21 protein-coding genes are annotated in these 22,916 nt (G+C 69.9%); 15 read left to right on the top strand and 6 right to left on the bottom strand.

Features of this window, described 5'->3' with window-relative positions:
• Positions 1-18 precede the first annotated feature (18 nt).
• From QRN44_RS06450 to QRN44_RS06435, 4 genes are read left to right on the top strand one after another with little or no spacing between them, the layout of a single operon-like run.
• Positions 19-1,326, top strand: a complete 1,308-nt coding sequence (locus tag QRN44_RS06450; RefSeq protein ID WP_285038614.1) for an ABC transporter substrate-binding protein — start codon at positions 19-21, stop codon at positions 1,324-1,326.
• Between the two features lie 14 nt (positions 1,327-1,340).
• A complete protein-coding gene (locus QRN44_RS06445) occupies positions 1,341-2,297 on the top strand; it encodes a carbohydrate ABC transporter permease (protein ID WP_205847564.1) in 957 nt (318 codons plus the stop codon).
• Positions 2,294-3,184: a carbohydrate ABC transporter permease gene (locus tag QRN44_RS06440; protein ID WP_285038613.1), complete on the top strand. Its 891-nt coding sequence runs from the start codon at positions 2,294-2,296 to the stop codon at positions 3,182-3,184. Before QRN44_RS06445 ends, QRN44_RS06440 begins: the two co-directional genes overlap by 4 nt.
• Positions 3,185-3,186: 2 nt before the next feature.
• The gene (locus tag QRN44_RS06435; protein WP_285038612.1) at positions 3,187-4,158 is read left to right on the top strand and encodes an aldo/keto reductase; all 972 of its coding nucleotides are present in this window, start codon (positions 3,187-3,189) and stop codon (positions 4,156-4,158) included.
• Positions 4,159-4,200: 42 nt separating this feature from the next.
• On the opposite strand, the gene QRN44_RS06430 is transcribed toward QRN44_RS06435, so the two are convergent.
• On the bottom strand, positions 4,201-5,424 hold the full coding sequence (locus tag QRN44_RS06430) for an ROK family transcriptional regulator (RefSeq protein ID WP_285038611.1): 1,224 nt from the start codon (positions 5,422-5,424) through the stop codon (positions 4,201-4,203).
• A 74-nt stretch (positions 5,425-5,498) separates the two neighbouring features.
• Here QRN44_RS06430 and QRN44_RS06425 point away from each other — a divergent pair, with 74 nt between their 5' ends.
• The 9 genes from QRN44_RS06425 (at position 5,499) to QRN44_RS06385 (ending at position 17,577) form a co-directional block, all read left to right on the top strand.
• Positions 5,499-6,368 carry a LacI family DNA-binding transcriptional regulator gene (locus tag QRN44_RS06425; protein WP_285038610.1) on the top strand — a complete coding sequence of 290 codons (870 nt, stop codon included), beginning with the start codon at positions 5,499-5,501 and terminating at the stop codon, positions 6,366-6,368.
• Positions 6,369-6,524: 156 nt separating this feature from the next.
• On the top strand, positions 6,525-7,823 hold the full coding sequence (locus QRN44_RS06420) for an ABC transporter substrate-binding protein (protein WP_071261557.1): 1,299 nt from the start codon (positions 6,525-6,527) through the stop codon (positions 7,821-7,823).
• Between the two features lie 100 nt (positions 7,824-7,923).
• Positions 7,924-8,883, top strand: a complete 960-nt coding sequence (locus QRN44_RS06415; protein WP_064295957.1) for a carbohydrate ABC transporter permease — start codon at positions 7,924-7,926, stop codon at positions 8,881-8,883.
• Positions 8,880-9,800, top strand: coding sequence for a carbohydrate ABC transporter permease (locus QRN44_RS06410; RefSeq protein WP_064295958.1), 921 nt, complete (start codon positions 8,880-8,882; stop codon positions 9,798-9,800). The genes QRN44_RS06415 and QRN44_RS06410 overlap by 4 nt, the downstream gene beginning before the upstream one ends.
• Positions 9,797-12,283 (top strand): glycoside hydrolase family 2 protein, encoded by a 2,487-nt coding sequence (locus QRN44_RS06405; RefSeq protein WP_285038609.1) that lies wholly within the window; start codon positions 9,797-9,799, stop codon positions 12,281-12,283. The genes QRN44_RS06410 and QRN44_RS06405 overlap by 4 nt, the downstream gene beginning before the upstream one ends.
• Positions 12,284-12,294: 11 nt before the next feature.
• On the top strand, positions 12,295-13,293 hold the full coding sequence (locus tag QRN44_RS06400; protein WP_285038608.1) for an ROK family protein: 999 nt from the start codon (positions 12,295-12,297) through the stop codon (positions 13,291-13,293).
• Positions 13,290-16,058 carry a CIA30 family protein gene (locus QRN44_RS06395; RefSeq protein ID WP_285038607.1) on the top strand — a complete coding sequence of 923 codons (2,769 nt, stop codon included), beginning with the start codon at positions 13,290-13,292 and terminating at the stop codon, positions 16,056-16,058. Before QRN44_RS06400 ends, QRN44_RS06395 begins: the two co-directional genes overlap by 4 nt.
• Positions 16,055-17,233 (top strand): mannose-6-phosphate isomerase, class I, encoded by a 1,179-nt coding sequence (manA, locus tag QRN44_RS06390; RefSeq protein WP_285038606.1) that lies wholly within the window; start codon positions 16,055-16,057, stop codon positions 17,231-17,233. Before QRN44_RS06395 ends, manA begins: the two co-directional genes overlap by 4 nt.
• A gap of 17 nt (positions 17,234-17,250) precedes the next feature.
• Positions 17,251-17,577, top strand: a complete 327-nt coding sequence (locus QRN44_RS06385) for an NIPSNAP family protein (protein WP_079000967.1) — start codon at positions 17,251-17,253, stop codon at positions 17,575-17,577.
• A 19-nt stretch (positions 17,578-17,596) separates the two neighbouring features.
• On the opposite strand, the gene QRN44_RS06380 is transcribed toward QRN44_RS06385, so the two are convergent.
• Entirely contained in the window at positions 17,597-18,679 is a 1,083-nt protein-coding gene (locus QRN44_RS06380) for a sensor histidine kinase (protein ID WP_285038605.1), read from the bottom strand.
• Positions 18,676-19,332, bottom strand: coding sequence for a response regulator (locus QRN44_RS06375; RefSeq protein ID WP_121289286.1), 657 nt, complete (start codon positions 19,330-19,332; stop codon positions 18,676-18,678). Before QRN44_RS06375 ends, QRN44_RS06380 begins: the two co-directional genes overlap by 4 nt.
• Before the next feature lie 225 nt (positions 19,333-19,557).
• Here QRN44_RS06375 and QRN44_RS06370 point away from each other — a divergent pair, with 225 nt between their 5' ends.
• Complete coding sequence (locus QRN44_RS06370; RefSeq protein ID WP_157583494.1) at positions 19,558-19,710, top strand: hypothetical protein; 153 nt, start codon at positions 19,558-19,560, stop codon at positions 19,708-19,710.
• 83 nt (positions 19,711-19,793) lie between these two features.
• Here the strand turns inward: QRN44_RS06370 and QRN44_RS06365 are convergent, their stop codons facing one another.
• The 3 genes from QRN44_RS06365 to QRN44_RS06355 form a co-directional block, all read right to left on the bottom strand.
• Positions 19,794-20,300 (bottom strand): hypothetical protein, encoded by a 507-nt coding sequence (locus tag QRN44_RS06365; RefSeq protein WP_285038604.1) that lies wholly within the window; start codon positions 20,298-20,300, stop codon positions 19,794-19,796.
• A 178-nt stretch (positions 20,301-20,478) separates the two neighbouring features.
• The gene (locus tag QRN44_RS06360) at positions 20,479-20,994 is read right to left on the bottom strand and encodes a hypothetical protein (protein ID WP_285038603.1); all 516 of its coding nucleotides are present in this window, start codon (positions 20,992-20,994) and stop codon (positions 20,479-20,481) included.
• Positions 20,995-21,004: 10 nt separating this feature from the next.
• Positions 21,005-21,301 (bottom strand): hypothetical protein, encoded by a 297-nt coding sequence (locus QRN44_RS06355; RefSeq protein WP_064295970.1) that lies wholly within the window; start codon positions 21,299-21,301, stop codon positions 21,005-21,007.
• A 217-nt stretch (positions 21,302-21,518) separates the two neighbouring features.
• On the opposite strand from QRN44_RS06355, the gene QRN44_RS06350 reads away from it, so the two are divergent.
• Entirely contained in the window at positions 21,519-22,790 is a 1,272-nt protein-coding gene (locus QRN44_RS06350; RefSeq protein ID WP_285038602.1) for an HNH endonuclease signature motif containing protein, read from the top strand.
• Positions 22,791-22,916: the final 126 nt, after the last annotated feature.

Below are 22,916 nucleotides of genomic sequence, written 5' to 3'. Positions count from 1 at the left end.
TTACGAGGAGGTAATTCCATGAAGCGATCAGCCGTCTGGGTCACCGCAGCCGTCGTCGGGGCCCTGGCCCTCGGCGGATGCTCCGCCGGGAGCGACAGCGAGGCCCCCGCCGAGAGCGGCCCGGTGACGCTCACCTGGTGGACCTGGTGGGCCGGCGCCCCCGGCATCGCGGACGCCTGGAACGCGGAACACCCGGACATCCAGGTCAAGGTCACCAACGTCGGGGGTGGCACCGATCAGTTCACCAAACTCAACGCCGCCGTGCGGGCCGGGGAGGGCCCGGACCTCGCGCTCGCCGAGTACCAGTGGCTCCCCTCGTACATCTCGAGCGGCGTCGCCGCAGACATCAGCGAGTACGTGGACGGCATCGAGGACCAGTACAGTCCTGCCGTCTGGAACCTCGTCCATCTCGGTGACGACGGGGTCTACGGGGTCCCGCTCGACCAGGCGCCGATGCTGCTCATGTACCGCGCCGACCTCTTCGAGCAGTACGGGCTCTCCGTGCCCACTACCTGGGACGAGTTCGCCGACACCGCCAGGGCGTCGAAACAGGCCGCTCCGGATGCGGTCCTCGCGAACTTCCCGACCAGTGATGCCGGCTGGCTCGCCGGGCTCACCGCCCAAGCCGGCGGCGACTGGTGGTCACTCGACGACGGCTCCTGGTCCGTCGACATCGACGGCGCGGCACCGACGAAGGTGGCCGACTACTGGGACGGACTCGTCGGCGAGGGCGTCGTCTCGGCCGGCGCGAGCGGGACGCCGGAGTTCAACGCGCAACTGAACTCTGGCAAGATCCTCACCCAGGTCATCGGGTCCTGGGGCGCGACCGGATCCTCGGTGAAGACCGGCGCGCCGGACACCATCGGGAAGTGGCGGATCGCTCCGCTGCCGTCATGGACCGACGACGACCCGGGCGTCGGGTTCCAGGGCGGCTCGTCGAGCCTCGTCACGACGACGTCGAAGCACCCGAAGCAGGCGGCCGAGTTCCTCGCCTGGTTGGGTTCCACCGCGGAGGGGCAGGGCGTCATGATCGAGCAGGGCGGCAACTTCCCGGCCTCCGCACCCGGCCTCGACGTCTACGCGAGCATCCCGCAGCCGGCCGACAAGGCGGCCGCCGGACAGGAGGACTTCCACGACATCCTGCTCGACGTCGCCGCCGACACCACGGACGTGACCTGGGGGCCGAACACGACGGTCGCCTTCAGCGCCTACACGGATCAGGTCGGGAAGGCCATCCAGGCCGGTCGCCCCCTCGCCGATGCACTCGCAGCCGTGCAGCAGACGGTCCGCGCGGACCTCGAGAAGTCGGGATTCGACGTCGAATGAACGCCACACCGCTCATGAGAGCCACGAGCGCGTCACCTCCGGTTCCGGACCATGGCCGGATCAGGACGCCTCGTCATCGGGTCCCGGCACCGATCGCCCCGTACCTGTTCCTCCTCCCGGCCATCGTGCTCTTCCTCCTGTTCCTCGTCGCGCCCATCGGCTACGCCGTCGTGCTGAGCCTGTTCGGGCAACGGGTCCCGGCCGGATCCGGGGGCTACGGGGCTCGCGAGCAGACCTTCGTCGGCCTCGACAACTACGTCACCTCACTCACGGACCCCGAGTTCGTCGCCAGTGTGGGTCGCCTCGGTCTCTACGCGGTCATCGTCATCCCGTGCACCCTCGGCATCGCTCTGCTGTTCGCGCTCCTCCTCGACCTCCCCGGCATCCGTGGCGCGCGGATCTGGCGGACCGGCATCCTGCTGCCCTACGCCATCCCCGGCGTCATCGCAGCGATGATGTGGGGCTTCCTCTACCTGCCGTCGACCAGCCCGGTGAACGCGGTGCTCACCGGCGTCGGACTACCCGCGGTCGAACCGCTCGCCTCCGGTTCGGTCATCGCCGCCCTTGCGAACATCAGCGTCTGGGGGTCGCTCGGCTTCAACATGGTCATCATGTTCACCGCGCTGCGAGCCGTCCCCGCCGAGGTCTACGAGGCCGCCCGCATCGACGGCTGTTCCGAGTTCGACATCGCGGTGCGGATCAAGATCCCGCTCATCGCGCCGTCACTCGTCCTCACCTCGCTGTTCGCCCTCATCGGGACGCTCCAGGCCTACGCCGAACCGACCGCGCTCCGCCCACTCACCGACACCATCAGCTCCACCTTCTTCCCGCTGATGAAGGTCAACACGGATGCCTTCACCAACGACAACATCAACGGCGCAGCGGCGACCGCGGTCATCATCGCCGGGTTCACCCTCGCGGCCTCGGCCATCCTGCTGCGTGTGACCCGGGATCGGAGCGACGCCTCATGACCACCGCCACCCTCCGCGCCGGGGCGACGGCTCCTGGCGCCGCCGTGCCGAGACGACCCCGCCGCGGATCGCTCATCCCGACCGTCATCCTGGTCGTGGGCGCCGCGTACTGCCTCTCCCCGCTCGTCTGGGTCGTCATGGCCTCGACGAAGTCGCCACAGGAGCTCTTCTCCACCTTCACCCTGGCGCCCGGGACCGGCTTCCTCTCCAACCTCGAGAAGCTGTTCACCATGCAGAACGGCGTCTTCCTCTCGTGGATCGGCAACACGATCGTGTACTCGCTCGGCGGTTCCGTGCTGTGCGTGCTCGTGTCTGCGCTCGCCGGGTACGCGCTGGCGAAGTTCCGATTCCCAGGGCGCGACACGATGTTCCGGATCCTCCTCGGTGGGGTGCTCATCCCCGGGATCGCGTTGGCGATCCCGCAGTACTTCGTGATGGCTGGCCTCGGTCTCACGAACACCTACTGGGCGGTGCTCCTGCCGATGGTGATCAGCCCGTTCAGCATCTTCCTCTGTCGGGTCTACGCCACCTCCTCGGTGTCGTCCGACCTTCTCGAGGCGGCCAGGATCGACGGGGCGGGGGAGTTCTCGATCTTCCGGCGGATCGCGCTCCCGATCATGGTGCCCGGGCTCGTGACCGTCTTCCTCCTGCACTTCATCGGCACCTGGAACAACTTCCTCCTGCCGTACCTGATGCTGTCCAACGAACGGCTCTACCCGCTGACCCTGGGGCTCTTCACCCTGCTGAGCACCGGGGACGGGAAGGAGCTGTTGTACACGACGGCCATCGTCGGCGCGTTCGTGTCGCTCATCCCGCTCGTCGCACTCATGCTGTTCCTGCAGCGGTTCTGGAAGCTCGACCTCATCAGCGGTGGATTGAAAGGATGACCATGACGGAGCGGATCTCGGCCCTCGTCGAGCAACGGCCCCTCGGTGACACGGGTGTGACGGTGAGCCCGATCATCGCGGGTGCCGCAGGCTGGCGTCGTCGGGAGGACGGCTCGGGCTCGTCACCGGAGGAGAGCCTCGAGCTCGCCGCCGCGATGGCGGGCGACGGCGTCGTGACCACGATCGACACGGCCAACAACTACGGCTTCGGCGACAGCGAGCGGCGCATCGCCCGGGTGCTCGCCCGGCTCGGTGACGAGGCCGGACGGCTCCGGGTGCAGACGAAGGCGGACCGCGAGCCGGGGACCGACGACTTCTCCGCACCGCAGATGCGTCGGTCGCTCGAACAGAGCATGGAACGGCTCGGCGTCGACCACCTCCCGATGGTGTACCTGCACGATCCCGAGAACACCACCTGGGAGCTCGCGATGGCCGACGACGGCCCGGTCGCCGCGCTCGTGGCGGCGCGCGAGGAAGGCCTGATCGGCGCGCTCGGGATATCCGGCGGTCCGGCCGAGCTGCTCGCGCGGTTCGTCGGCACCGGCCACTTCCAGTCCGTGATCACACACAACCGGTTCACGCTCGTCGACCGGTCGGCGGATGCGCTGCTCACGTTGGCCGCCGAGGCGGGGCTCGGTGTCCTGAACGCCGCGCCCTACGGCGGAGGCCTGCTCACCAGTTGGCCCGTGCGGACCACGCGGTACGCCTACGGCACCGCACCCGAGGCGATGCTCCGAGCCGTCGATCGGATCGGCAGCGTGTGCGACGAGGCAGGAGTGCCACTCGCCGCCGCCGCGCTGCAGTGGTCGCTCCGCGACCCGCGTATCACCGGGACGATCGTCGGCATGGAACGGCTCGAGGATTACACGCGCACGCTCGACCTCGCCGCCGTGCCCATCGACGACAGCCTGTGGGCGGCCATCGAGGCGGTCGAGCTCGACGTCTCCACCTGGCAGGACACCCCGCGCGGCTGACGGGCCGGACGCTCAGCGCCGCTGTGCCTGTGTCACCGCGCCTCAGCGCGTGAGCGCCGGACCGTGCCCCGGGGCGATCGTGCCCTGCAGGACGAGAGACGCGGCACCGATGGCGGCCGCGTCGCGCGGGTTGGCGGAGAGCTCGACCACGATCGGGTGGGCCCGGCGGGCGAAGAACCGTTCCTCGAGCCGTTCCCTGATGGCGCGGGCGTAGAGCGAACCGGCGACCGCCATGCCGGGGCCGGCGAGGACGAGTCGGTCGAGGTCGAGCAGATTCGCGAGCGTCACCGTGGCTGCGGCGACCCGGTCTGCCGAGAACCGGATGAGGCCGAGCGCCACCTCGTGACCGCTGACGGCCGCCCGGGCGAGCTGGTCGAAGTCACGGCTGAGGGTCTCCGGTGCGAAGCCGAGCCCCAGGCCGTCGAGACGGTCCCGCACCGCTTCGGCGGCGGCCATTACGGCCGCCGGTGCCGCGTACCGTTCCAGACAACCGCGGTTGCCGCAGTGGCAGGGGACACCGTCGACCTCGATGCTGATGTGACCGAGTTCACCCGCGTTCGAACTCGAACCGCGGTAGAGCGCACCGCCCAGCACCATACCGGCGCCGATGCCGGTGCCCATGTAGACACAGGCGAACGACTCCGTCCGCGAGACCTGGCGGCTCCAGAACTCGCCGACGGCCGCGGCGGCGGCGTCGTTGTCGACGACCACCGGCACGTCGAGGTTGTCCTGCAACGCCTGCTGCAGGGGGAAGTCGTCCCAGCGGACGAGCGTCGGTGGCCCGAGCAGCACCCCGCCGAGCTGGGCGATCGGCCCGGGTGCGACGACCGCGACCCCGGCTATCGACGGCGCCGCGAGCCCCACCCCGGCGACGAAGTCGCGGTAGAGCGTCACGAGGCGATCGGTCACCTGCTCCGGCGTGGCCGATCCCGCGCCGTCGACGAGCTGCCGGCCGACCACGCCACCACGGACGTCGGTGGCGACGAGCGTGATCGACTCGAACCCGAGCTGCACGCCGATCCCGTACTTCGCACTCGCGTTGATCTCGAGGAGGGTCCGCGGTTTCCCGCCTCGGGGTGCTGCGCGGCCGGTCTCGCGGACGAGCCCGTCCTCGATGAGTCGACGCACGATGTTGGAGATCGACGGTTGGGTCAGGCCGGTCGCCTCGGTGAGCTCCGTGCGGCTGATCGTGCCGGCCGAGCGGATGAGGTCGACGATGAGTGCCTGGCTACCGGGGCCCGACTGCACGGACTCGCGTCTGGCCATCTGTCCCTCCCGGCGATCGTCGAGCGCGTAATGTGAGGGCCACACGACCACTCCTCACGAAAGGCCGCGTCCCGATGGGTCTCGACGCCGAACAGACTATCGCGCAGCCCCGGCCGATCGGCCTCACGCTGTTCCGTGCCTCGGAGATCTACGGGGCTGAGCCGTTCTACCACGAGCTCATCGCGGGCATCGATCGCGTGGTCCGCCCGCACGGCCTGTCGGTGTTGCTGCGCGTCCTGCCGACGCGCGAAGAGGAGCTGCTGCAGCTCGGACGCTGGCAGCGGGACGGCACAGTGAGCGCCGTGATCCTCGTGGACCTCATCGACGACGACGAGCGGGTCGCCTTCGTCGAGCGCTCGGGCATCCCCGCGATCGTGATCGGCGCACCGACGACGGCGCAGGGGCTGCCGGCCGTCTGGACCAACGACGCGGTCACGATGCACGAGGCCGTCGACCACCTCGTCTCCCTCGGGCACCGGCGGCTCGCGCACGTCACCGGTCCGGGCGAACTCACCCACACGCTCTCGCGCATGGAGGCGTTCACCCTCGCCTCCGACCTGCCCGACGTGGACACCGTCTCGATCGGCGGCGACTACTCCCGGGCGTCCGGTGTCCAGGCCATGCAGGCGCTGCTCGCACGGGACCCGCGACCGACGGCGGTCGTCTTCGACAGCGACGTCATGGCGCTCGGCGGCTTGCAGGCCGTACAGGAGGCCGGATTGCGCGTCCCCGACGACCTGTCGATCGTCGCGTGGGACGACTCGTCGCAGTGCCAGCTGTCCGACCCGCCGATGTCGGCGCTCAGTCACGACGTCCAGCGCATCGGTGAGATGGCGGGCGAGGAGCTCTTGGAGCTGCTCGCCGGTCGTGTGGGCACCACTCGCGAGGCCCCGCATGCCGTGGTCATCGAGCGCTCCACCTCGGGGATCGCCCCGGCCGTCTGAGTTCGCGCCGAGCGGATGGCGGCCCTGGCTTCCTGTGACCGAGTTGTTATATAAATTAATAATGTTTAGTCTTGACGGACGCGGGACGGCAGACGATGCTGGACAGCGAGCGAGGAGGCGACCCGGCCCTTCGCCCCCACGAACGAAGGAGTTCCCATGTCCCGGAGACCGATCATCGGCCTCGCCGCGACGGCTGCCGCCGCGGCACTCGTCCTCAGCGGCTGCTCCGGCGGTGCCGCCAACGACGACGGCAAGCCGAACGGTGAGATCACCGTCCTCACCAACCGCACCGACCTCGTCGACACCACCTTCAAGGACTACGCGAAGGAGTTCGAGAAGCAGTACCCCGGCACCACGGTCAAGTTCGAAGCCCTGACCGACTACGAGGGCGACGCCAAGATCCGCCTCAACTCGAAGGACTACGGCGACGTGCTCCTCATCCCGTCCTCGAACGTCACGAAGGACCAGTACGCCAACTTCTTCGAGCCGCTCGGCAGCACCGAGGAGCAGTCCAAGACCTACCGCTTCGCGAACGAGGCCTCCTTCGACGGGACGGCCTACGGCGTCTCGACCTTCGGGTCCGCCATGGGCTACGTCTTCAACCGCGACGTCTGGACGAAGGCCGGCATCACCGAGCCCCCGGCGACCGAGGAGGAGTACCTGGCCGCGCTCGAGAAGATCAAGGCCACCGGTTCGATCCCGTACTACACGAACTACAAGGACGGCTGGCCGCTCGCGACGCTCGAGGGCAACCTCGGAGCGGTGCAGGGCCCGAAGGTCCGCACCGAGATGATCGCGACCGACAGCCCGTGGACCGAGGGCAACGACCAGTACAACATCGACGGCCTCCTCTTCGACACCGTCGCCGCCGGTCTGAGCGAACCCGACCCCACCACCACGAACTGGGAGGAGTCGAAGAACCTCCTCGCCTCCGGTGAGATCAGCTCGATGGTCCTCGGCTCGTGGGCCGTCTCGCAGATGCAGGACGCCGCAGAGAAGGCCGGCGAGTCCCGCGACGTCATCGGCTTCTGGCCGATGCCGTGGAAGACCGACGAGGGCTTCACCTCCGTCACCGCCTCCGACAAGTTCCTGGCGGTCAGCAAGTACTCCAAGAACAAGGCGACCGCGAAGGCGTGGATCGACTGGTTCACGAACGAGTCCGGCTTCGCCGCCAGCCAGGGTGCGATCAGCCCGGTCATCAGTGACCCAGCACCCGACACGCTGTCCGACTTCGCCGACCTCGGTGTCACCTACCTGGAGCTCGCTCCCGACCCGGTCGGCAAGGAGGCCGTGATCAACGACATCGCGAACGCCGCCGAGATCGACCTTTTCGGCAACACCTACCGCCAGAAGCTCATCGACATCGCCCGCGGCGCCGCCGACGGCGACAAGGAGAGCGCCTTCGCCGACCTGAACGAGCGCTGGGCGGCAGCCCGCGCCGACGTCGCCGAGTAGCACCCGACCGGCGCCCGGGCCCACGAACCCCCTCAGCGGACCTCCGGTCCGGCGGGCCCGGGCGCCTCCCACCCACTCCAGCGAATCGAAGGCAACGAACATGGTCACAGTCCAGGGAGCGTCACCCGCCACCCGAGCGGTGGTGACGAACCATCCACGCCGCGCGCGCACACTGCGGCCGGGCAGACCGCCGAAGGCCACCGGCTCGCGCGTCACCCCCTGGCTGTTCCTGGTGGTGCCGCTCGCCTTCCTGATCGTGCTCACCTATGTGCCGGTCGCGAACATGTTCTGGTACAGCCTCACCTCGTGGGACGGCCTGGAGCCCGAGCAGGAGTTCGTCGGCATCGACAACTTCGTGCAGATCTTCACGAAGCCGGAGATCTTCCAGGTCTTCTTCGTCAGCCTGTACTACCTCGTCGGTGCCGTCGCCCAGCTCGTCCTGGCCCTCTACCTGGCCACGCTGCTGAGCTTCCGCACCCGCTTCAAGAACCTCTTCAAGGGCGTCATCTTCTTCCCGTACCTCATCAACGGGGTCGCGATCGGTCTGGTCTTCCTCTACTTCCTCCGACCCGGCGGCACCCTCGACGCCCTGCTCGCGGCGGTCGGCGTGCAGGACACCCCGCAATGGTTGGGCGACCCGTCCTTCGTGAACGCGTCCCTCGCGGCGACCTCGGTCTGGCGGTACATGGGGCTCAACTTCGTGCTCTTCCTCGGCGCCATCCAGTCGGTGCCGTCGGAGCAGTACGAGGCCGCCGACCTCGACGGTGCCAACTCGTGGCACAAGTTCCGCTTCATCATCCTGCCGAGCATCCGGCGCATCCTCGGCCTGTCGTTCATCCTGGCGATCGCCGGGGCCCTGTCCGCCTTCGAGATGCCGTACATCATGACCGGCGGTGCCAACGGCTCCGAGACCTTCGTGATCCAGACCGTGAACACGGCCTTCAAGTTCTCCAAGGTGGGGCTGGCGTCGGCCATGGCCGTCGTGCTGTTGCTGATCGTCCTCATCATCACCTTCGTCCAACGCCGGGTGTTCCCCGACGAGAAGGGAGGCGAGTCGTGACCGCCACCACCGACCGACCGGTCTCCGCGTCCGCTCCCGAGCCCCGCACCCCGCTGCGGCGGACGAGGCGCGGGCCGAAGCGTCCACAGGGCGCCGGCGCCCTCACCGCGACGACGATCAAGTACGCCTCGCTCATCATCGCGAGCCTCTTCGCCGTCGTCCCCCTCGCCACGATCTTCATGCTCGCGTTCAAGACCGACCGCGAGCAGCGGACGACCGGCCCGCTCACCCCACCGTCGAACTGGTTCAACTTCGACAACTTCGTCGTCGCGTTCGATCAGGGCGGCATGGTCACGGGCTTCCTCAACACCGCGATCATCCTGCTCGTCTCCGTCGCCGGGACGATCCTGATCGGCACCATGTCGGCGTACGCGCTCGACCGGTTCCGGTTCCGCGGTCGGAAGCTCGTCATGGGGCTGTTCCTGCTGGCGACGCTCGTCCCGTCGGTGACCACGCAGGTGGCCACGTTCCAGGTCGTGTCGGCGCTCGAACTGTTCAACACCCGCGGTGCCGCGATCCTGCTGTTCATGGGGACCGACATCGTCGCGATCTACATCTTCCTGCAGTTCATGCAGTCGATCCCGGTGTCCCTCGACGAGGCCGCGATGCTCGACGGTGCGAACCGCTTCACGATCTACTGGCGCATCATCCTCCCGCTGCTGAAACCCGCCGTCGCGACGGTCGTGATCATCAAGGGCATCGCCATCTACAACGAGTTCTACATCCCCTTCCTGTACATGCCGTCGCAGGACCTGGGGGTGATCTCCACCTCGCTGTTCCGGTTCATGGGACCGTTCGGCGCCCAGTGGCAGATCATCGCGGCCGGGACGATCCTCGTGATCATCCCGACGCTCGTCGCCTTCCTCTTCCTGCAGCGATACATCTACAACGGCCTGACCTCTGGAGCAACCAAGTGAGCATCATCGACACCGCCACCGTCCGTCCCCTGACCACCCGCCTCCTGCACGAGGGGTGGAGTCTGCGTGCGGTCGGCGGTGCGGTCCCCGAGGCCTTCGTCGGGACGAGCATCCCCGCGACGGTGCCCGGCCTCGTGCACACGGACCTCCTCGACGCAGGGCTCATCCCCGACCCCTTCCTCGACCGCAACGAGCACCTCGTGACGTGGATCGGATCGACGGACTGGGAGTACCGCACCACCTTCGCCTGGGAGCCGGACGGCCACGAGCGGCACGACCTCGTGTTCGAGGGACTCGACACCGTCGCCACGGTCACGGTGAACGGCTCGGTCGTCGCGACCACGCGGAACCAGCACCGCACCTACCGCATCGACGTCGGCGCCGTCCTCCGCGAGGGCGAGAACGACCTCGTCGTGCACTTCGCGTCGCCCGTCGCAGCCGCCGACGTCGCGAGCCTCGAGATCGGCTACCGCCCGCACACCTACTCCCACCCGTTCAACGCCATCCGCAAAGCCGCCTGCAACTTCGGCTGGGACTGGGGGCTCGACGCCGCGTCCTCCGGCCTCTGGAAGCCCGTGAGTCTGCAGTCCTGGTCGACGGCCCGGCTCGCCTCGGTGCGTCCGGTCGTGACCGTCGACGGCGGCGAGGGCCGGGTGGCCGTGCACGTCGACGTGGAACGCGCCGGCGACGGTGATGTCGCCCTGGCGCTCTCGGCCACGGTCGCCGGCGTGGACGCCGAGGTCGTGCTCCCGGCCGGTGCCGGTTCCGCCGTCGTCGAGCTCAGTGTCCCGGACGCCGAGCTGTGGTGGCCACGCGGCTACGGCGGGCAGCCGCTGTACGACCTCGACGTCGAGCTCGGGCAGGACGAGGCACGCCTCGGCGAGTGGTCGAAGCGGATCGGCTTCCGGACCGTCGCCGTCGAACTCGAACCCGACGCCGAGGGCACCTCGTTCCGCTTCGTCGTGAACGGTGAGGCCGTGTGGGTGCGCGGCGCCAACTGGATCCCCGACGACGCCTTCGTGACCCGCGTCGACCGCGCCCGGCTCGCACGCCGGATGGACCAGGCCGAGTTCGCGAACCTCAACCTGCTCCGCATCTGGGGTGGCGGCTACTACGAGTCCGACGACTTCTACGAACTCTGCGACGAGCGCGGGATCATGGTGTGGCAGGACTTCCTCTTCGCCTGTGCGGCCTACGCCGAGGAGGAACCGCTGTGGAGTGAGGTCGAGGCGGAGGCGCGCGACAACATCACGCGCATCATGCCGCACGCGAGCCTCGTGCTCTGGAACGGCAACAACGAGAACATCTGGGGCTTCGAGGAGTGGGGCTGGGAGAAGCGCGTCCAGGGCCGCACCTGGGGCATGGGCTACTACCTCGACCTGCTGCCGCGGCTCGTCGCCGAGCTCGACCCTGCCGGCAACTACACCGCGGGCAGCCCCTGGTCGGGAACGCCGGACATCCCGGCCAACGACCCGGACCACGGATCCGTGCACCTGTGGGAGCTGTGGAACCGCGTCGACTACCCCGCCTACCGTGAGGTCTCGCCGCGCTTCGTGGCCGAGTTCGGTTGGCAGGGGCCGGCGACGTGGTCGACGATCGGGCGGGCCATCTCGGACTCGCCGCTCACGCCGGAGTCGCCCGGCATGATCCACCACCAGAAGGCGATCGACGGCAACGACAAGCTGACCGACGGACTCGTCGCCCACCTGCCGCTCCCGGACGACACCGAGGACTGGCACTGGGCGATGTCGCTCAACCAGGCGAACGCGGTGACGGTGGCGATCGAGCACTTCCGGTCCTGGAGCCCGCGCTGCATGGGATCGATCGTCTGGCAGTTGAACGACTGCTGGCCCGTGACCTCCTGGGCCGCCGTCGACGGCGACGAGCGCGCCAAGCCACTGCTCTATGCGCTCAAGCACGTCTACGCCGATCGCCTCGTGACCGTCCAACCGCGTGGCGAAGGCCTCGTGGTCGCCGTCCTCAACGACGGACCGGACGCCTGGGCGGACGAGCTCGTCATCCGACGCCTCCGGTTCGACGGGACGGAACTGGCCTCCGTGCGGGTCCCGGTCGACCTGGACCGACGCTCCTCGACGCTCGTCGAGATCCCCGAAGCGGTCGCGGTCGCGGGATCGACGACCGACGAGGTGCTCGTCGCCACCCTCGGTGCCGAACGCGGCTTCTGGTTCTTCGCCGAGGCTCGCGTGTCTGCGCTCCCCGCTCCACGCCTCAGCATCGAGATCGCTCGCGAGGAGGGCGGGTACGCCGTGACCGTCGCGGCGGAGTCCTTCCTGCGCGACCTCACCCTGCTCGTGGACAAGGTCGACCCGGCCGCCGTCGTCGACGACCAACTCGTGACGCTCCTGCCGGGTGAGCGCGTGACGTTCCGCGTGCGGACCGAAGCCGAACTCGGCGAGGACGAGCTCCGGTCGACCCGGGTCGTCCGCACGGCGAACCAGCTGGTCGAGGACTGGGCGCGGTGACCCTGGCGGACATGACCGGGAGGCAGGATCCGTCGGGATCGATCGCGCTCGCGGTCGACCTCGGCGGTACCAAAGTGGAGGCGGCACTCGTCACGGCCGAAGGCGTCGTGGTCGAGGGCAGCGCGCACCGGGCGCCTACCGGGCCCGATGCCGGGCGCCGGGCGCTCGAGGACGCCGTCGACCGGGTCGTCCTCGCCTCGGTCGCACACCTGCCGGACGGGTCCGCGCTCGTCGGCGTCGGCATCGGTTCCGCCGGCCCGGTCGACCTGGAGCGCGGGACGGTCAGCCCCAAGAACCTCCCGCAGCTGCACGGCTTCGACCTGCGCGCGCACGTCGGGAGGCTGCTGCCGGACGCCCCGGTGGTGGTCCGGCTCGACGGCACCTGCATCGCCCTCGCCGAGCACTGGCTCGGAGCGACGCGTGGCACCGAGAACTCGATGGCGATGATCGTCTCGACCGGGGTCGGCGGAGGGGTCATCCTGCACGGCCGCCTGATCGCGGGCCGCAGCGGCAACGCCGGCCACATCGGTCAGGTGCAGATCGCCTCGCGGGACGCGCGGACGTCCGCCGACGACGCGACCCTGGAACGCATCGCCTCCGGTCCGCGGAGCGTCGCCTGGGCCCGGTCCATGGGCTGGGACGGGCACACCGGGGAGGAACTCGCCGTCGCGGCGGCCACCGGCGACCCGATCGCCCGTGCGGCCGTCGTCCGCTCGGCCACGGCTGTCGGCCAGGCCATCGCCAGCGCCGCGACCCTCCTCGACCTCGAAGCGGTCGCCGTGGGCGGCGGGTTCACCGCCGTCAGCCCCGACTACCTCGACCTCGTCCGCGCCGCGGTGCAGGACGCCATCGTGCTCGACTACGCCGCCGACGTGGTCGTCACGGGTTCCGCCCTCGACGGCGGCGGACCGATCCTCGGCGCCGCAGCACTCATCCACCGACCGGAGGCTCTCGGCCTCCCGGCGAACGACCTGATGCACCATCCCAGACGAAGGAGCCTGGCACGATGAACCGCACCACCGACCCGCACCACCCCCGTCGCAGCGCCCGAGGACGTCTCGCGGCGGGCGTACTCGCCGCGGCCGTCACCGCCGCGCTGCTCCCGGCGCTCGCGACCCCCGCCGCCGCTGCGCCCACCGCCTGGACGTCGCTCAACACCTCGTTCGTCGAGCGTGACGGCTCCCGGCTCGTGCTCGACGGCGAGACCTTCCGCTTCAGCGGACCGAACATCTACTGGCTCGGTCTCGACGAGAACGTGGGCGGGGTCGACTACCCGACCGCCTTCCGTATCGCCGACACCCTCGACGCGGCGGCACGGATGGGCTCGACCGTCGTCCGGACGCACATGATGACCTCGACCGGTCAGGACGGCGCGAACCCGCTCGCCATCATGCCGGCCCTCGGGCAGATGAACGAGGAGGCGTTCGCCACGATCGACTTCGCCATCGCCTACGCGGGCAAACTCGGGATCCGGCTCGTCCTCCCGCTCACCGACGAGTGGGAGTACTACCACGGCGGGCATCGCGACTTCACGACGCCCTACGGCCTGTCGTCCGCCGACTTCTACACCGACGAGCGTCCGATCGCCGCCTACCAGGCGTACGTCGGGGCGATCCTCCAGCGGACGAACGCGCTCACCGGCGTCCGGTACACCGAGGACCCGACGATCATGGCGTGGGAACTCGGGAACGAGTTGGAGGGGATGACCGCGCCCTGGATCGACCGGCAGGTCGCATTCATCAAGGAACGCGCCCCGCAGCAGCTCATGGCGGCCGGACGTCGGTTCGACATCGATCCGGACACGCTCGCCGCGCCGGGGCTCGACATCGTCGACGTGCACTATTACCCGCCCACCGCCGCACGCGTCTCCGCGGACGCGGCGACGGTCACCGCCGCCGGCAAGGTCTACCTGGCCGGCGAGTACGCCTCGACGGCTGCGAGCCCGGCGCTCCTCGAACCGCTCGTCGCCGACCCGAACGTGACCGGCATGCTGTTCTGGTCGCTGTTCGGCAACAACGACCGTGGCGGGCTCGTGCCGCACGACGACGGCTTCACGATCCACGCTCCCGGTGCGACCGACGCCGAGCGCGCCCGGGTCTCCGCGATCACCGCCTACGCCGCCGCGATCGGTGCCGTTCCGGCCGCTCCCGCCGTCGGGACGCCGCTCATCACGGCGATCGACCGGGCGAACGGCATCAACACCGTCCGGTGGCGTGGTGCCGGCGGTGCGGTCTCGTACCGTGTCGAACGCTCGCTCGACGGAACGGCTTGGACGCCGGTCGACACGGGTGTCCTCGCCGCCGACGCGGGATCGGCGACGGACTTCGGATCACCTGCGGGCGCCGTCTACCGGGTGGTCGCCCTCGACGCGGCCGGCGCGGTCGCCGATCTGTCGGACCCGGTCCCGACCGAGACCGACACCCGCGTGCTCGTCGACCCGCTCGAGTCCTGGCTGCTGACCGAAGCGCACGACGACCTGGCGATCACGCCCCGTGCCGACGGGACGAGCGTGACGGCGGTCGCCGACGGTGCCAGCGTCACCTGGAAGCAGGACCGACTGTCGGCGGCGGCGTTCGCGGTCTCCGGATCGGTCGTCGTCGAGTCCAGCGCCGACGGTTCGACCTGGCAGAGCGCGGCGACCGAGACCGGCGTCGGCGGCGCGGTGGTCGCACGCGACCTCGTCGGCCCGTACCTGCGGGTGACCCTCGCCGCGGGCGCGACGCTGTCGCGGGCCACCATCTGGTCGGCGGTGGACGCCCCGAGCGGACCGCCCGCGGCGTTCGGTTCGACGTCGCCCGTACCGGGCACCGTCGACGTGACGGCGACGCCGACCTTCAGCTGGGAGCCGTCGGCCGGCGCGGCGTACTACCGCTTCACGCTCTCCCCGCAGGCCGATCTCGGGAACACGGTCGTCGTCGTCGACGGCGTCGGGACGACTTCCATCACGCCGACGGTCTCGCTCACGGCAGGGCAGCGGTACTGGTGGTCGGTGTCCGCGGTCAACGGGGCCGGGACGACCGCCACGAGCACGGGAGCGTCCGACTTCCTCATGAAGGCCCTCCCGAGCGAGCCGCTCGTCGTGGAGGACTTCGAGTCCTACCCCGACGACGCCGCACTCCAAGCCGCCTATGTGCGCAACACGGGCGGCGGAGCGATCACGCCGACGCTCACGAGCAACCCCGACTCGGGATCGCAGGCGATGTCGGCCGCCTACGACCTCGCCGGTCCCGGCTACGCCGGCGTCGTCCGGACCTTCCAGACGCCGCAGGACTGGTGGGGGTACAGCGGCCTCGAGCTCTGGGTGCAGGGGACGCCGGGCGACGACGTCACCGTCCAGTTCGTGACGCGGGGGACGTACTGGGAGACGGTCGCGCCCATCGTGGGCGAGGGCTGGCAGCTGGTCGAGATCCCGTTCTCGGACTTCGCCCCGCCGGCGTGGGCCGGTGAGGCGGCGTTCGACCCCACCTCCGTCACCCAGATCGGGTTCTACCTCGGTGGCGAGGGGACTGGCACGCTGCTGGTCGACGACGTCACCACGATCGTCGCTGCGGTGGACCCGGGGCCGGGCACGGGCGAGCCGGGTACGGGACAACCGGGCACCGGGCAGCCTGGCACCGGCGAGGCCGGAGGTTCGGGCGCCGGCGCCACCGACGCTCCCGCGGGCGACCTCGCCCGCACCGGTCTGGAGGCCGCACCCTGGATCATCGGTGCGCTCGCCCTGCTGGCGTTCGGCGGTCTGCTGCTGTTCCGCGGTCGTCGGCGGGTGCACGGATGACCCTGCACCGCATCACGAGCGACCCCCGACGGTACGCGTGGGGTTCGACGACGGCCATCCCGGAGCTGCTCGGTGTGCCGGCCGACGGTTCGCCCCAGGCCGAGCTCTGGCTCGGGGCGCACCCCGACAGTGTGACCACCCTCGTCGACGCGGAGGATGGCGGCCCCGCGAGCCTCAACGACTGGCTCGCTTCGGACCCCGACGCGGCCCTGGGTGGACGGGACCGGTTGCCCTTCCTGCTCAAGCTCCTGGCCGCGGCTGGTCCTTTGTCCCTCCAGGTCCACCCCACCCCGGACCGCGCCAGGGCCGGGTTCGCGGACGAGGAGCGCCGGGGCGTGCCCCGGGACGCGCCGCACCGGAACTACAAGGACGCCTCGCACAAGCCGGAGATCATCGTCGCCCTCCAGGACGGCTTCCGTGCACTGTGCGGATTCCGTGCGACCGACCGGTCGCAGGCGTTGCTCGTCCACCTCGCCGGCCTCGTCGAGGGGACCGACCGGCGGGTGCTCGAGACACTGGCGGGGCAGTTGCTCGACGCCGGTCTGGAACACACGGTACGGGCGGTGCTCGAACGACGGACGCCCGGCGTGGTCGCCGCCGTCGTCTCGGCCGCGCGTACCGACACCGATCACCCGTGCTGGTCGGCCGAGCGCGAACTCGTCCGGCAACTCGCCGAGGAGTATCCGGGTGACCCGGGAATCGTCGTCGCGGTGCTCCTCAACCTCGTCTCATTGCAGGAGGGCGAGGCGTTGTTCCTGCCTGCGGGCAACATCCACGCCTACCTCTCCGGTTTCGGGGTCGAGGTCATGGCCTCGAGCGACAACGTGCTCCGTGGCGGGCTGACGCCGAAACACGTCGACGTCCCGGAACTGCTCGCCGTCCTCGAGTTCGAACCGGCGCCGGTCCCGTTCGTCGAGCCGGTCGTCCGGCCGGAGGGCGGGCTCGTCTACCCGGTGCCGGTCGACGACTTCGAACTCGTCAAGGTCGACCGGGGGACGGCGGGCGACCTCGCTCGCGGCAGGGCGGCCGTGATCGTCGTGACCGCCGGTACCGCGCGCGTGGAACAGGGCCCGGACACGGTGGTGCTGGAGCGCGGTGCTGCGGTGTTCGTCTCGCCGGGCCCGGAGCCGGTGACCGTGTCCGCAGACGGGACGGTGTTCGTCGCCACCGGCTGACCGGCCAGACTGGACCCATGATCACCATCCACCTCCGCTACCAGATCGACCCCGAGCAGCTCGACACCTTCACAGAGTACGGGCGGCGCTGGATCCGCCTCGTGAACCGGCTCGGTGGCGACCACCACGGCTACTTCCTCCCAGCGGAGGGCGACAACGACGAGGCGTTCGCGCTGTTCAGCTTCCCGTCGCTCGCGGCCTACGAGCAGTACCGCATCGCCGCGACGACGGACCCGGAGTGCATCGAGGCCTACGAGCTCGTGCGGGGCACCGGCTGCATCGTGCGCTTCGAGCGTCGGTTCCAGACGCCGCTCTTCGGCGATGAAGCGGACCTCCGACCCTGAGCCTCAGTGACCCTGAGCCTCAGTAGGGCGCGCGGAACGTCAGGGTGAACCGGGTCGGCGCGTCCTCGGTGAGGAGGGACCCGTTCAGGAGTTCGGCGCGTTCGCTCAAGCCGACGAGGCCGTGGCCCGCGGACGACCACGAGCTGTCCGACGCGCGTGCGGGGCGGGCGTTCCGGATGACCACGGTGACCTCGTCGGCGGAGGCTTCCGCGCGCACGTCGACCGCGGCGCCCGGCGCATGCTTGCGCGCGTTCGTCAGCCCCTCCTGCACCGTCCGGTAGATCGCACGCTGCAACGGTGCGGGGAGGCCGTCCGGCAACTCGATGGCGGAGGTGACGGCGATGCCGCTCTCCGCGATCAACCGGTCGAGGTCGTCGACCGTCGGTTGCGGGGCCAGCGGCGCGTGTCCGGTCTCCGCGCGCAGCAGTGTCACCATGTCCCGCAGCTCGTCGAGCGTGCGCGACGCGAGCGAACGGATCGTCACCGCCATCCGCTTCGTCCCGGGCTCCTCGGTCTGCACCTGGATCGCGCCGGCCTGGACGGCGATCAGACTGACCTGGTGGGAGACGACGTCGTGCATCTCCCGGGCGATGCGCGTGCGCTCCTCGACGAGGACGTCGGAGGCGATGCGCGCCCGCTCGCTGCGTCGGACCTGTTCGAGGTCGCGGATGCGGTCGAACAGCTCGCGGCGGGTGCGCACGAGCAGGCCGAAGGCGATCGGTGCCGCAGCGTAGAGCGCGGCGTACACCATGGAGAGGATCGTGTAGTTGGGCGATGTCCACCCCCACCACGGCACCGCGGCGAGGACGAAGACCACGGCGCCCGTCGTGACGAGCCGCCAGCGTCGCCGTTCCCGCACCGCGACGGAGAAGAGCGATGCCAAGCCGGCGAGGGTGGCGAGGTTGAGGGTGAAGGCCGGCACAGCCAGGAGGAGCGACAGCCACGGCCAGCGTCGCCGGAAGACCAGGCCGACGGCAGCGGCGATCGCCAGGCCGGACTCCCAGGGGGTCGCCCACTCGAGCGTCGTCAGGCTCTCGAGGGCCGCCGCCGCGATGAGGGCGAGTTCCAGGAGGACCGACCAGAGCCGGGAGCGCGGCTTCACCGCGGGGCCGCCTCGTCGCCGCGGACCCCGGCACGCTCGGCGATGATGGCGGCTTCGAGTCGCGTCGTCACCTCGAGTTTGCCGAGGATCGCACTCACGTGGTCCTTCACGGTCGCGCGGCTGAGGTGCAGTGCCTCGCCGATCTCAGAGTTGGACGCACCGGTCCGGAGCGCCGCGAGCACGTCCTGTTCGCGGCCCGTCAGCCCGGACAGTCGCTTCGCCGCCTCGCGGTCGGCGGCGCGGGCGAATCCGCCGACGAGCGTCCGGGACACCTGCGGGGACAGCACGATGCCGCCCGCGGAGAGGGATCGGAGCAGCATGGGGAGCTGCTCCGGGTCCGTGTCCTTCACGAGGAACCCCGCGGCGCCACTGCGGAGGGCGCGTGCGATGTAGTCGTCGGAGTCGAAGGTGGTCAGGATCGCGACGACGGGTGGGTCGTCCCAGGTCTGCAGTTCGTCGAGGATGTCGAGCCCGTTGCGCCCTGGCATGCGGACGTCCAGGAGCACGACGTCGGGACGGCTCGAGCGGATCGCCTCCACGGCGTCGACCCCGTCGACCGAGGCGACGACCTCGATGTCCTCGACGGCACCCAGGATGAGTTCGAATCCGGACCGTACCAACGCCTCGTCGTCGACGATGGCCACTCCGATCACGGTGTCCTCCTCAGCTCGACTCTCACCCTACGAGTCCGGGGAACCGGGCGGCGACGGTGGGGAGGCTGAACCCGCCAGGTGGCGGGGGTGGAATAGCCCGCAGCAGGATGTGGACCGAACGCCGCGCCGTCGATACTGAGTCAACCGGGTCGGTCGACGCTGCCCGGCGCGTCGGGGTCCAGGATGCCGGCGCAGAGCCAGCGCGATCTGCATGGGGGACCACACGTGAGACCACGACGAGACAGCGGTGCGCGTCGTCGCTCGTCCGCAGACCAGCTCCCCACGGTCGGCATCGGGATCATTGCGACCGTCGTCATCGTCGCGGCCGTCGTCCTCGTCGTCGGTTTCATCGTCGTCCTCGCGCTGGGTGGCCGTTGACAGCGATCGCATCACCACGCCTCGCGTGGAGTCGACTGGCTCGAGCCGCGATGCGCACGTCGATCTGACGCGCCTCCGCCGCGTCAGCCCACCCGCACCTGTCGGCCACGAGAGTCGATGTCGGGTACGACGGCGGTGGCGGCCGCTTCGCGCGAGCCGAGCGTGGTGAGCGTCAGCTCGACCGCCTCGCGCACGCTCAACCCGGTCGCCGTCAGGGCGGTCAACTGCTCGAGGGCTTCCGGATCGACGATGACGACCGAGACGGGTGACTCGGGCCCCGCCGCGCCCACGGCGGACCCGGCGCGAGCCCGGCGGGTGGCGAGCCCGTGCGCGATCCATGCCCGGTTCCGCTCGACATCGATCTTCAACAACCGTTTGTTGTTCCGGACCCGTTCGGCGACGAGTCTGCCCTCGTGGATGTCGGAGTACACCTGCCAGCGCGGGTAGAGGAGCCGGGTCGCGAGGTCGGTCGGTCGCAGGGGCTCGGGGAGGTCGTCGATGAAGTCCTGCAGCACGGCGTCCGCGAGCGCGGAGCGGAGCGGTCGCCGCTGCAGCACATCATCGGGCGAGGTGGGGAACGGCAGGGTCATGGGGATCCGGTGGTCGAGGGTCGGGTGTGATCCAGTGTCGCTCCGGGTCCTGGGTCCGAGATGGATCCCGCCTGGAAACCACCCCGGAACCAACCCCTGCAAGCCGTTAACCATGCAGGTGCCGGTCTCATCGCACGGACCTGATCGGCAGCACGGCGAGTCCGCCCAGGAAGAGAGCTCAGGCCCGTGAGCGTTGCTTCCAGCCGGTGAGCCGCTGGAAGCGCCGGCCGTCGATCGGGACGGTGCGGTCGATCATCGAGAGCGTGGCCCGGTGGGTCCCGCCGACGACCCGGGTGGCCTGCTCGGTGGCGGCCGCGACGCGTTTGGCGACCATACCGACCGTGCTGGCTTCACCCTTGAACCCCCACACCGTCGTCGTGTGGAGGACGGAGCCGTGCTCGGTCGGCCGGACGGCGACGGGCACCGCGCACCGGGCGAACGGCCGGCGCACGCCGAGCAGCGAGAGGAGCGGCACGACCTCCAGGGCGAACCCGCTCCAGTTCGAGGCGGCGTCGTCGCCGATGACGGCGTAGCGGATGGTCCAAGGGTCGGCGGTGAACTCCTCTGGAGCCACGGCGAAGCCGTCCGCCTGCAGCGACGACAGCATGGCCGTCAGGGTGTCGGTCGGTGGAAGCGGTGAGACGACCTCATGGAAGCGCACCATCGATCCCACGGAGAATGCGTGGCCGCTCACGCCGGTGTCCCTACTGGTCCACCGCGTGGACGGAGAGCACGACCTGCTCCTCCGGAACGAGTGCCTCGAGGGCCTTGCGAGCGCTCGGATAGTCGCGACCCTCGGCCTCGATGGTGCGGGTGGCGGTCGGACGGAAGACCGCGGTGCCGACGAGGTCGCCGTTCACCCGGCCACCGCCGTGCAGTCCGGCGAGGGCGTGCCCGGGAGGGGTGGAGGCGATGACAGCGGCACGCAGAGCGGCGACGTCGGGTGCGGAGGCTTCGGTGGTGATGGTCGCGCGGTCGCGGACGGTGGCGATGAGCTTCACCCCTCCAGCCTACGGAACGTCGTGAATCTGCCGCACCCCCTCCGGTCCCTGAGCGCCCTCCTCCGGTTCCTGAGCCTGTCGAAGGGCACACGGAAAACCCCCACGAATCCGGCATCCTTCCTCCGGTCCCTGAGCTTGTCGAAGGGCACACGAACAACTTCCACAGTCACCCTGACTCGGCATCTGGAATGTCAGTGGTTCATGGTGGACTGGAGTCATGACCGAGACCACGACCTCCGCAGTTCGAGCTGGCGACGAATACGCCGCGCAGCTCGCGGAGTTCTCAGACCACTATGCCGACATCCAGCGTCGGCGTGCTGCTCTGGACGCCGAGGAGGTCCGCCTCCTGGCCCGTTCCGCCGCCTTCGCGGACGCCTTCGCCGACGCCACCGTCCCGGCGATCTTCCCGCCCGCGGAACGGCAGGCCCTCTCCCGTCGCTCGACGTGTGCGGCCCTCGCGATGGTGACCCGCACCCCTGAGCGGACCGTGCAGCGGGCGACGAACGACGCCGAGCGGCTCGTCAACGACGCACCGGCCGTGCTCGCCTCCCTTGAAGCGGGCCGCATCTCCGCCAGGCACGCGCAGACGATCATCGACCAGCTCAGTGACGTCCCGACCGAAGGGCAGGCGGTGTTCCTCGCGGAAGTCCTGCCGGTTGCGGAAGCGTCCACCAACGCGAACCTCCGCAGGCACGCCCGAGTGCTCCGGGAGCGGCTCCACCCCGAGTCCATCACCGCTAGAGCGGTCCGGTCGGAGGCGGACCGTCGGGTGGAGTTCGAGCCCGCAGCGGACGGCATGGCCTGGGTGCATCTCTTCACCACGGCGCCCATCGCGCAGGGCATCGTCGAGCGGGTCGAGGCGGCCGCGGCCGAGTCACGCTCGGCGGGTGACACCCGCACCTGCGCACAATTGCAGGCTGACGCCCTCGCAGCCCTCGCGCTCACCGGCGTCACACCGGACGACGTCATGTCGAGCCCGGTACTTCCGCACCCGATCGAGGTGCAGGAGCACATCAAACCGACCGTGCAGATCACGGTCCCGGCGCTCACGATGGCCGGTGTCTCCGATGCACCCGGCGTGCTCGACGGCTACGGCCCCATCGACCCCGAGACCGCAGCACGTATCGCCGTGAACGCCCCCAGCTTCACCCGGATCCTCGTCCAACCCGAGACCGGTGCGGTCCTCTCCGTCGGCCGCAACCAGTATCGCGTTCCGGCCGATCTGCAACGGGCGGTGCGCCTTCGGGACGGCACCTGTCGGGCACCTGGCTGCGGGAGACGTGCTCGGGCGTGCGACCTCGATCATTCGGTCGCGTGGGAGGACGGCGGCACGACGGATGTCGGCAATCTCGCCTGCTTGTGTCGACATCACCATCGCATGAAGCACCTCCCGGGGTGGAACCTCGACCACGGACCCGGCGGAGTGCTCGAGTGGACGACACCCGACGGCAAACACCACCGGACGGAACCGGACCCCGCACCGTTCTGAACCCGCCGGCGAAGGGTTCCTCGTGGGCACTTCGACAGGCTCAGTGACCGGGAGAGGTGTGCCCGGATCCGTTTCGGTCCCTGAGCCTGTCGAAGGGTTGCTCGTGGGCACTTCGACAAGCTCAGT

This window comes from Plantibacter sp. lyk4-40-MEA-4 (genome assembly GCF_030209415.1).
Lineage (GTDB): Bacteria > Actinomycetota > Actinomycetes > Actinomycetales > Microbacteriaceae > Plantibacter > Plantibacter flavus_A.
This window is presented reverse-complemented; position numbering and strand designations above follow the sequence as displayed.

Bases quoted from the DNA above. Each gene is read 5' to 3' on its own strand.
- QRN44_RS06450 (WP_285038614.1), top strand. From the start codon at position 19: ATGAAGCGATCAGCCGTCTGGGTCACCGCAGCCGTCGTCGGGGCCCTG.
- QRN44_RS06445 (WP_205847564.1), top strand. From the start codon at position 1,341: ATGAGAGCCACGAGCGCGTCACCTCCGGTTCCGGACCATGGCCGGATC.
- QRN44_RS06440 (WP_285038613.1), top strand. From the start codon at position 2,294: ATGACCACCGCCACCCTCCGCGCCGGGGCGACGGCTCCTGGCGCCGCC.
- QRN44_RS06435 (WP_285038612.1), top strand. From the start codon at position 3,187: ATGACGGAGCGGATCTCGGCCCTCGTCGAGCAACGGCCCCTCGGTGAC.
- QRN44_RS06430 (WP_285038611.1), bottom strand. From the start codon at position 5,424: ATGGCCAGACGCGAGTCCGTGCAGTCGGGCCCCGGTAGCCAGGCACTC.
- QRN44_RS06425 (WP_285038610.1), top strand. From the start codon at position 5,499: ATGGGTCTCGACGCCGAACAGACTATCGCGCAGCCCCGGCCGATCGGC.
- QRN44_RS06420 (WP_071261557.1), top strand. From the start codon at position 6,525: ATGTCCCGGAGACCGATCATCGGCCTCGCCGCGACGGCTGCCGCCGCG.
- QRN44_RS06415 (WP_064295957.1), top strand. From the start codon at position 7,924: ATGGTCACAGTCCAGGGAGCGTCACCCGCCACCCGAGCGGTGGTGACG.
- QRN44_RS06400 (WP_285038608.1), top strand. From the start codon at position 12,295: ATGACCGGGAGGCAGGATCCGTCGGGATCGATCGCGCTCGCGGTCGAC.
- QRN44_RS06395 (WP_285038607.1), top strand. From the start codon at position 13,290: ATGAACCGCACCACCGACCCGCACCACCCCCGTCGCAGCGCCCGAGGA.
- manA (WP_285038606.1), top strand. From the start codon at position 16,055: ATGACCCTGCACCGCATCACGAGCGACCCCCGACGGTACGCGTGGGGT.
- QRN44_RS06385 (WP_079000967.1), top strand. From the start codon at position 17,251: ATGATCACCATCCACCTCCGCTACCAGATCGACCCCGAGCAGCTCGAC.
- QRN44_RS06365 (WP_285038604.1), bottom strand. From the start codon at position 20,300: ATGACCCTGCCGTTCCCCACCTCGCCCGATGATGTGCTGCAGCGGCGA.
- QRN44_RS06350 (WP_285038602.1), top strand. From the start codon at position 21,519: ATGACCGAGACCACGACCTCCGCAGTTCGAGCTGGCGACGAATACGCC.